8 protein-coding genes and 1 pseudogene are annotated in these 8,712 nt (G+C 53.5%); 5 read left to right on the top strand and 4 right to left on the bottom strand.

The annotated features are described in order from the left end of the window. Positions 1-130 precede the first annotated feature (130 nt). Complete coding sequence (gene dnaQ / locus GSQ70_RS15990) at positions 131-865, bottom strand: DNA polymerase III subunit epsilon (RefSeq protein WP_158783460.1); 735 nt, start codon at positions 863-865, stop codon at positions 131-133. On the opposite strand from dnaQ, the pseudogene rnhA reads away from it, so the two are divergent. Next, a pseudogene (rnhA, locus tag GSQ70_RS15995) lies at positions 810-1,384 on the top strand (ribonuclease HI). The gene dnaQ and the pseudogene rnhA overlap by 56 nt on opposite strands. Here the strand turns inward: rnhA and GSQ70_RS16000 are convergent. Then, the gene (locus GSQ70_RS16000) at positions 1,369-2,106 is read right to left on the bottom strand and encodes a class I SAM-dependent methyltransferase (protein WP_158783462.1); all 738 of its coding nucleotides are present in this window, start codon (positions 2,104-2,106) and stop codon (positions 1,369-1,371) included. The pseudogene rnhA and the gene GSQ70_RS16000 overlap by 16 nt on opposite strands. Positions 2,107-2,149: 43 nt before the next feature. Between GSQ70_RS16000 and gloB the strand changes: the two genes are divergently transcribed. The 4 genes from gloB to GSQ70_RS16020 all read left to right on the top strand — a co-directional run bounded on the left by gloB (position 2,150) and on the right by GSQ70_RS16020 (position 6,745). Beyond that, positions 2,150-2,905 carry a hydroxyacylglutathione hydrolase gene (gloB, locus tag GSQ70_RS16005; RefSeq protein WP_158785340.1) on the top strand — a complete coding sequence of 252 codons (756 nt, stop codon included), beginning with the start codon at positions 2,150-2,152 and terminating at the stop codon, positions 2,903-2,905. Between the two features lie 70 nt (positions 2,906-2,975). Then, positions 2,976-4,355 (top strand): murein transglycosylase D, encoded by a 1,380-nt coding sequence (gene mltD, locus GSQ70_RS16010; protein WP_158783463.1) that lies wholly within the window; start codon positions 2,976-2,978, stop codon positions 4,353-4,355. A 310-nt stretch (positions 4,356-4,665) separates the two neighbouring features. Beyond that, on the top strand, positions 4,666-6,048 hold the full coding sequence (locus GSQ70_RS16015; protein WP_158783464.1) for an MFS transporter: 1,383 nt from the start codon (positions 4,666-4,668) through the stop codon (positions 6,046-6,048). 1 nt (position 6,049) lies between these two features. Further along, positions 6,050-6,745, top strand: a complete 696-nt coding sequence (locus tag GSQ70_RS16020; RefSeq protein ID WP_158783465.1) for a cyclase family protein — start codon at positions 6,050-6,052, stop codon at positions 6,743-6,745. A 27-nt stretch (positions 6,746-6,772) separates the two neighbouring features. On the opposite strand, the gene GSQ70_RS16025 is transcribed toward GSQ70_RS16020, so the two are convergent. Both GSQ70_RS16025 and GSQ70_RS16030 read right to left on the bottom strand, forming a co-directional pair. Beyond that, positions 6,773-7,537 (bottom strand): class I SAM-dependent methyltransferase, encoded by a 765-nt coding sequence (locus GSQ70_RS16025; protein ID WP_158783466.1) that lies wholly within the window; start codon positions 7,535-7,537, stop codon positions 6,773-6,775. Between the two features lie 84 nt (positions 7,538-7,621). Beyond that, the gene (locus GSQ70_RS16030) at positions 7,622-8,425 is read right to left on the bottom strand and encodes an endonuclease/exonuclease/phosphatase family protein (protein ID WP_158783467.1); all 804 of its coding nucleotides are present in this window, start codon (positions 8,423-8,425) and stop codon (positions 7,622-7,624) included. Positions 8,426-8,712 lie beyond the last annotated feature (287 nt).

The raw sequence follows: 8,712 nt of genomic DNA on the forward strand, positions 1-8,712 counted from the left end.
GATGTTCCCCGTCGGGAACGGGGCGAATATTACGGGCAGGCGTTCAGGTCGTCAATGCTTTTTATACGCCTTTAAGAGCAAGTGCGTGTTTTTTCACCTTACCGCGCTTTTATTGCCCGTTTTTAAACACTTAAGCCCGCCACAGGCAGCTGCCGCCCTTTTTCATCACCAGATCCAGCCGGGATTCATGTTCGGCAACTTCTTCTGCCGAGGCCGCAACAACCCTCAGGCCGGAAGCCGGCCGGGCAATACGGTGGATAGTGTTGCCATTGCTCTGCTCCTGACGCTCCCCTTCCATCGAGAAAGTCAGTGACGTCTGCCCACCGGTCATCGCCAGGAACACTTCCGCCAGAATTTCAGAGTCAAGAAGTGCGCCGTGCAACGTTCGCTTGCTGTTGTCTATTTCATAGCGTGAGCAGAGCGCATCGAGGCTGTTGCGTTTGCCGGGGAACATCTTACGCGCCATCGCCAGGCTGTCGGTGACTTTACAGAAGGTGTCCGTTTTGGGAATGTTGCGCCCCAGTTTGGCGAATTCATAGTCCATAAAGCCGATATCGAACGAGGCGTTATGGATCACCAGCTCCGCACCGTCGATATAAGCGATAAAATCGTCCGCTATCTCGGCAAAAGTTGGCTTATCTGCCAGGAACTCATCGGCAATGCCGTGGACGCCGAACGCTTCCGGATCCACCAGCCGATCCGGCTTCAGATAAATATGGAAGTTGTTTCCCGTCAGGCGACGGTTCACCACCTCCACGGCACCGATTTCAATGATGCGGTGGCCCTCGTAATGGACCCCGATCATGTTCATGCCGGTTGTTTCAGTATCGAGTACGATCTGCCGTGTGGTATTTACTGTGCTCATAGGACCCGTTTATGTCAGACTTGGCGTTTTTCAGCAGGGAGTCTACCAGAGATGCCTAAGCAGGTAGAAATTTTCACCGACGGTTCTTGTCTTGGCAACCCCGGTCCGGGCGGTTACGGCGCGATCCTGCGCTACGGCAAACACGAAAAAACCTTCAGCGCAGGTTACTACTTAACGACCAATAATCGCATGGAGATGATGGCGGCCATTGTCGCGCTTGAAGCACTGACAGAGCAATGTGAAGTGGTAATGAGCACCGACAGCCAGTATGTCCGCCAGGGGATCACCAGCTGGATCCATAACTGGAAGAAGCGCGGCTGGAAAACGGCCGATAAAAAACCAGTGAAGAATGTCGACCTGTGGAAACGACTCGATACTGCGCTCAGCCACCATCAGATAAAGTGGGAATGGGTCAAAGGCCACGCGGGCCACCCGGAGAATGAGCGCTGTGACGAATTAGCCCGGGCTGCGGCTGGCAGCCCCAATTTTGAAGATGTGGGCTATCAGTCCGAATCCTGATGGCGCTGGCGCGAGCGGAACTGCCTGGTTGCGCCCACAGCCGGGCTCAGCCTTCTGTTTACAGCGGCCTTCTTCGCCGGATTCATGATCAGCGGGAAGGTTCGCTTGCGCGCCACGATAATACTCAGGCAGCCCAGCGCCGGAAAATGGGTGCTGATCACCTTGCCCCCCTGCCGGTTCCACGGCAGCACCTGAAAACGGGTACGCTGTACCACTTCGTAATTCAGCAGGCCCAGCCAGTCCATCAGCCGCATCTGGGTAAACATTCGGCTGTTCCACGGTACGCGGCGGTGAAGCCCGGGGATCAGCTTGCCCATTCCCAGCACGCTGAACGGGTTGAAGCCGCTGATAATCATCCAGCCATCGTCGATCAATACCCGATCCACTTCACGCAGAATACGGTGCGGATCGCTACTCCATGCCAGACTGTGTGCCAGCAGACAGGCATCAACGGATTTTGATTCAAAAGGCAGGCTCATCGGGTCGGCTTTGACATGCAGATCATTGCCGCTTAACCCTACGTTGACCTGATGTGAGATTGCGCAGTTTTCAGTGTCGATCTCCGCGCTGAGATTACCTATTTTCAGCAAATGGAAACCGTACATTTTATCGAGACGGGGCTGCAGGTGCTGCGTCAGCGCATCGCGATAAAATTCACCCCAGGGTATCTCTGACCAGGATTGAGGCACGTGACGAATTTGGCGTGTTTTAGCGGGCTTCATGCTTTACCATCTTCTTTCCATTTCGGGCAATCCAGAGGCGATGATGAATCTTACCAGTATTCCGGCACTTCAGGACAACTACATCTGGACACTTAATAACAATCGGGGCGAATGCCTGATTGTCGATCCAGGCGAAGCAGCTCCGGTGCTTGCAGCAGTGGCAAAAAACCAGTGGCAACCGGTAGCGATTCTTCTCACTCATCACCATCACGACCACGTTGGCGGCGTGAAAGAACTGGTGGAAAAATACCCCCATCTTGTAGTGTATGGCCCAGGCGAAACGCAAGATAAAGGGGCTACCCACATCGTCAGTGAGGGAGATAAAGTGGCTGTTTTGGGGGTCGAATTTAGTATTTTTCTTACCCCCGGGCATACTTTAGGACATATCTCATATTTTAGTTTCCCTTACCTTTTTTGTGGTGACACTATGTTTTCGGGTGGTTGTGGCAGGTTGTTCGAAGGAACGCCAGCGCAGATGTTTGAATCTTTTCAAAAACTTAACAATCTACCCGAAGATACTTTGGTTTGTTGCGCACATGAGTATACGTTATCCAATTTGAAGTTTGCCCACGCCCTTTTGCCGCAGGATGTGGAGATAGAGCGCTATTATCATGAAATTAAGGAGTTACGCGCAAAAAACGGCGTATCGGTGCCCACAAAGCTGGCTTTAGAGCGGAAAATAAATGTATTTTTGCGAACGCAAGATACTGAATTACAAAAAAATATCGACCATGAAACATCCCCACAACATGAATGGCAAGTGTTTGCAACTCTACGCGAGAAGAAAGACCATTTTTAATTTTTCAGGTTGTGTTGCGCAAAACGACCACGTATAGTTGCTCGTCTTTTAAGCGAACTATGACACACACATGAAGGCTAAAGCGATATTACTCGCCTCAGTCTTGCTGGTAGGTTGTCAGGCGTCAGGACACGACGCTAACGATCCGGAACAGCATGCACAGAGTTTGTCTTCAGCAAGTCAAAGTGAAACTAGTAAAACCGCAGACCGTTTATTGTCACCGCGCTGGCAGGATGATGGAACCAGCCTTACGCAGGAACAGGATCTGTGGAATTTCATTAGCGACGAGCTGAAGATGAAGGTTCCGGATAACCCCCGGATACGCGAACAAAAACAAAAATATTTGAGAAACAAGAGCTATCTCCACGATGTAACATTACGGGCAGAGCCGTATATGTACTGGATTGTCGAGCAGATTAAGAAACGTAAGATGCCGATGGAACTGGTACTACTACCCATAGTGGAGAGCGCTTTTGACCCCCATGCAACGTCTGCTGCCAATGCCGCTGGTATCTGGCAGATAGTACCGCAAACGGGGCGTAACTACGGTTTGAAGCAGAACCAGTGGTATGACGGGCGTCGTGATGTTGTCGCCTCTACCAAGGTCGCGCTGGACATGATGCAGCGCCTGAACGGCATGTTTGGCGGGGACTGGTTACTGACCATCGCCGCGTATAACAGCGGTGAAGGACGTGTGATGAAGGCGGTTAAAGCCAATAAAGCCCGCGGGAAACCAACGGATTTCTGGCATCTATCGCTGCCACGCGAGACCACGGTCTACGTGCCAAAAATGTTGGCTTTGGGTGATATTCTGAAGAACAACAAGCGTTACGGCGTGCGTTTGCCGGAACCTAACGAAGCCCGTGCTCTGGCACGAGTGGAAGTAGGTCAGCAGATTCAGCTGACGCAGGCGGCAGAAATGTCGGGCATGTCACTGAGCAAACTGAAAAGTTTTAACGCGGGTTACAAACGCGGTGCGACGGCGCCAAAAGGCGGTCCTCAGTACATTATGGTACCGAAGTCAAACGTCGCGCAGCTGCGTAATTCGCTGGCAACAGGCGATATCGCTGCCGTGCAGCCAACAGCATTGGCCAGCAATACGACGGCAGGTTCCTACAAAGTGCGCAATGGCGATACTCTGTCTGGAATTGCGAAACGCCTGAACGTTTCGGTGAAAGATTTGCAGCGTGCGAATAATCTTCGCGGCGGCAATATCAAACCGGGGCAGACGTTGAGCCTGGGCGGTAGCGGCAACGCCACCAAACTGGCCGATAATGGCAACAGCATCACCTATAAAGTACGCAAAGGTGATTCTCTGGCCAGCATCGCGAAACGTCACGGAGTCAATATGAAGGACCTGATGCGCTGGAACAACGGTGACATCGCAAACCTTCAGCCTGGTGACAAACTGACGCTGTTTGTCAGTAACACCAGCACTCCGGACAGTTAAAACGTCTTCAGACCGATAAAAAGCCAGTCTCAGGACTGGCTTTTTTTATGCCCTTAATCCAGCCTTTGTTCCCTCTCCTGTGGGTCATTCTGTGATCCCAGACACGCTTACCCGATACCAACTGTGATCCGGATCCCTTAATGGCAACACCCATCTTGTATGGTAGTACATCTGGTCACTAATGTTACCTGCGTGTTTATTTTTTGATCACAACACCGAATAAAAAAACAATTCAATAACAGGGCGTATCGTTCCTTCGCGGATGAACGTGCAGGGCGTACTGGTAAGAACACATTAAAAGGCATCGGGTATGACTATCCCTTCATCAGAACTGGCCCAGCAGCGGGCTGAAGTGGCTTCACAGGCAGAACTGGCCCGGCAAAGACCGGATACAGCTTCACGGGCAGGAGAAGCACAGCGCGGACTGATGCGTTTTCTGCCACGTGCCCATCCGCTCTCCTGGTGGATGCTGGTTATCACCACCCTGGCGATCCTGATGAACTCTATCGACAGGATTATCCTTCCTACCCTGCTCCCGGCCATCATGACTTCGTTCCATCTTAGCGAGGTACAGGCAGGCTGGTTGAACTCACTCAGCTTTGTCGGCACGCTGGCCGGAGCGGTGCTGTTCGGGCTTTTTTCAGACTGGGTAGGGACCGGCCACAAACGCTGTTACAGCTGGTGCGTGGCCGTGCTGGTAGAGATTATCTCCGGTGTGGCTACGGCATTCTGTAAGTCCCTTGGTGCATTCCAGGCACTGCGTGTGGCGATGGGCATGGGCACCGGCGGCTCGGAACCGATTAACGTCGCGCTGCTCGGCGAATGGTGGCAGAAAGAAAACCGCGGCTTTGCCATTGGCGTGCACCACACAGGCTTCCCTCTGGGTCAGTTTATCGGCCCGATCCTGATTGCCGCCATTCTGGCCTTTGCCACCTGGCGCGAAGCATTTCTGTTTATCCCAATGATTGGTCTGGTGATCCTTATCGCTCAGTTGATCCTGGGTACCCGCAAGAATCACCAGAAGGTCAACGACTGGATCGTGGAGAACAAGCTTACACCGCCGGTGACGGAGTCTTTACAGAAAACGGTGGAGAAGGCCTCGCTCTGGTCTAACGTCGCCTCCTGCCTGAAGAACCGTAACTGCCAGCTGGCCATCCTGCTGATCTTCGGATTTACCTGGGCGGAGATGGGCATAGCCAACTTCCTGACGTTGCAGCTGACACGTGAAGTGGGCCTTAACCTTTCCACCGCCGCGATTATTTCCGGGGCTTCAGGACTGACCGGCTGGATTGGGCAGATCCTGTGGGGAAGCTTCTCCGACGTGAAGGGCCGTAAGCGTTCTCTCGGCTTTATTATTGCTGGCTGGATCCTGGCAGCAGCGCTGTGCATCTTTATTCACTCAGCCGTTCTGGGCTGGGCAATCCTGATTTTCTGGGGTCTGTTCCGTAACTCACCTTATCCGGTTGCCTACGCGCTGCTGATCGACTCCTCGCCACGTGCCGCCGCCTCCAGTATGGGCCTGATGATTGGCCTGGCGGTTGGCATCGCCGGTATCCTGGTTGCCCCGGTCAGCGGCTGGATCATTCACACTTACGGTTTCACCGTGCACTATCTGGTGATCGCCTGCGTGCTGGTGCTCTCCTGTGTGCCACTCTGGTTTATCAAAGAAACCGTTAACGTCCAAAAGGCCTGATATGACAAATGACCTGGTCTCACTACTTCAGCAGCACCGCCTGATTGAGCTGAATCATCTCTATGAGGAATTTATGCCGGTCTGGCCAACCCACGGGAAGTTCTTTTGCAGCCGTGCGGAGGATTATGTCGCCGGAGACGGTAACTATAACTGCCAGCTGAGCCTGGGTGACCATTGCGGCACCCATGTGGATGCGCCGGTACATTTTATCGAGGGCGGAAAAACCATTGAGCAAATCGATGTCCGTCAGCTGACCGGACGTGGGCGCTGTCTGGATATGTCCCATCTGGCCGCCAACAGCGATATCAGCCTGCAGATGATCAAGGGCTGGGAAGCTGAGCATGGCGCAATAGAGGCTGGAGATATCGTAATTTTCCGCACCGGCTATGATGAGAAATGGCGCTGCCGTCCGCATCAGGCAGAATTTTTAGCTAACTGGCCGGGGCTGTCAGGCGAAGGGGCTGATTACCTGATTGGTAAAGGCGTGAAAGTCTTCGGTACGGACGCTATGTCGCTGGATCGCTATAGCAATGAGGCACATCCCGCGCATCTGGCCGTACTGGGAGCGGAATGCCTGATTCTGGAAAATCTGGCTAATCTGAAAACCCTGCCGACAGAATTTACCTTTATCGCGCTGCCGCTGAGAATCAAAGGGGCATCTGCCTCGCCGATCCGGGCGATTGCTCTGGTGAAATAGTGGCCCTTGCGGGGCCGCTATGCTGGCTCAGGGCCTGAAAGCCTCGATAAAGATGATGTCGGTGCTGAAACTACCGTCCGGCTGCAGCGCAAAGTAGTGCTGCACTTCATCAGATGCCGACTGCTGATAAGCGCGGATTGCCTCCACCATTACCGCTGGCGTGCGCATCCGCTCTACCCAGCTGCGAAATTCCAGTTCCAGCCGATCGTGCTGAATAGCGCTGATAGCCAGGCCTGCTTCCGTAAACATCGTCAGCCATTCGCCAGGCGGGTAATCCCGAACGTGCGAAGTATCGCGTAATGCCTCTACCGTCTGTAACCAGATATCCAGTACCGGGTTGCCTGGCGCATTCACATCCATAAAGATGACTTTGCCTGCTGGCTTCAGCACCCGCTTAACCTCACGCAATGCGCGGCCCACATCATGCCAGTGGTGGGCGGAATAGCGGCTGATGACGATATCAAACTGCTGGTCAGCAAAAGGCAGCTGTTCAGCGTAGCCCTGTTGGGGGGTGAGATGCGTGTAGCCACGCTCTCTGGCCGTTTCAGCCACCACCGCCAGCATTCTGGCAGAGAGATCGTAAGCCACCACGCTTTTGACATGTTGAGCCGCCACATAGCTGGCATGGCCGCCACCGCAGCCCAAATCCAGCACCGCCGCTTCCGGCTCTGCAAACAGTCTTTCTCCCAGCCGGACGAGGTCCCGACCGCTGGCGTGCACGGCACTGCTCAGGTAGGCGCTGGCCTGTTCACCAAATTGCCGATCGACGTTGTCATGATGATGCTTTGCCATATCTCTGTTTCCTTTGCCTGTAAAGTGAGTATGGGCAGAACGATGGTCTGGCCTGCCCGTGAGTGGCGGCAGGCCAGACATTCCCTAAAGAAGCGCAGGCTTGCCGGGATTGAATTCGACTAGTAGAGGATTGTGATCGGAGGCGCGGGTAACCAGGACGGAGGCTTCTGCCACACCCATTCCGCGATAAAACACAAAATCTAAAGGACGACCAAAGGCTTTGCGCCGATGATCGTCGGTAAAGTTTACTTCTTCCAGCCCCATGTCACGGGCAAAAGTGTATAAGGCATTGATACGCTGGCGGCTCCACGCATTGAAATCTCCCGCCATAATCACCGGCCCCTGATGATGAATAATTTGCTCACCAATCGGCCCCAGCTGCTTGCTGTACACATCGATCCCCAGGCTGAAGTTAACGGCATGGATGTTTACCACCATCAACATCTGCTCATTCGGCAGAGGATATGCCGTCACCAGCGCGGATTTAGCCAGCCGCAATAACGGCTCGCGCTCGCGCAGGGGACAGCAATAAACGGGATGGGCAGAGGCCAGCGTCATCACGCCGGAAGGATGCTGAGGCAGGACAAATGCCGGAACCTGATCGGCAGCCAGATAATTTGTAGTGGCAAAACGCACCAGTTCAGGGGTGGTCTGCGCCTCCTGCAGTAAAACCAGATGGGCATCCTTACCAAAGTTTTGCAGAACTGACAGCCAGTCAGCACGCTGCTGTTTGAAAATGTTCCACACCAGTACCCTCAATGAGGGCTCGGTAGTCAACGGTGCGCCAGGCGGCAGAGCCTTGCCGACGTGCAGCATGGCACCAGGCGGAAAAATACGCTCCGCTGGCTGTCCTGCTACATATCTCATGGCATAGGTCTTTTTTCGCACTTTACCGCCTGACTCTTAACTTGATGCTGGATTGATACTGTTATTCATTTATAGGGACTTTAAGGCCGGGTTTCAATCAGAGCATGCTAATAAGGTTTGAAAACAAGTTATACCAGGCCCTGCGGAACAGCGATAAATCCGGGATCAGATAATCTGATCGAGGGTTATGACTGTTTGCGGGACAGACAAAAAAGCCCTGAGTCATAAGACTCAGGGCTTAATGTAAAGTGGCGGAACGGACGGGGCTCGAACCCGCGACCCCCTGCGTGACAGGCAGGTATTCTAAC

Source organism: Pantoea sp. BAV 3049 (genome assembly GCF_009765445.1).
Classification (GTDB): Bacteria; Pseudomonadota; Gammaproteobacteria; order Enterobacterales; family Enterobacteriaceae; genus Erwinia.

Excerpts from the sequence above, each read along its gene's own strand:
- dnaQ (WP_158783460.1), bottom strand. The coding sequence starts at position 865 with ATGAGCACAGTAAATACCACACGGCAGATCGTACTCGATACTGAAACA.
- GSQ70_RS16000 (WP_158783462.1), bottom strand. The coding sequence starts at position 2,106 with ATGAAGCCCGCTAAAACACGCCAAATTCGTCACGTGCCTCAATCCTGG.
- gloB (WP_158785340.1), top strand. The coding sequence starts at position 2,150 with ATGAATCTTACCAGTATTCCGGCACTTCAGGACAACTACATCTGGACA.
- mltD (WP_158783463.1), top strand. The coding sequence starts at position 2,976 with ATGAAGGCTAAAGCGATATTACTCGCCTCAGTCTTGCTGGTAGGTTGT.
- GSQ70_RS16015 (WP_158783464.1), top strand. The coding sequence starts at position 4,666 with ATGACTATCCCTTCATCAGAACTGGCCCAGCAGCGGGCTGAAGTGGCT.
- GSQ70_RS16020 (WP_158783465.1), top strand. The coding sequence starts at position 6,050 with ATGACAAATGACCTGGTCTCACTACTTCAGCAGCACCGCCTGATTGAG.
- GSQ70_RS16025 (WP_158783466.1), bottom strand. The coding sequence starts at position 7,537 with ATGGCAAAGCATCATCATGACAACGTCGATCGGCAATTTGGTGAACAG.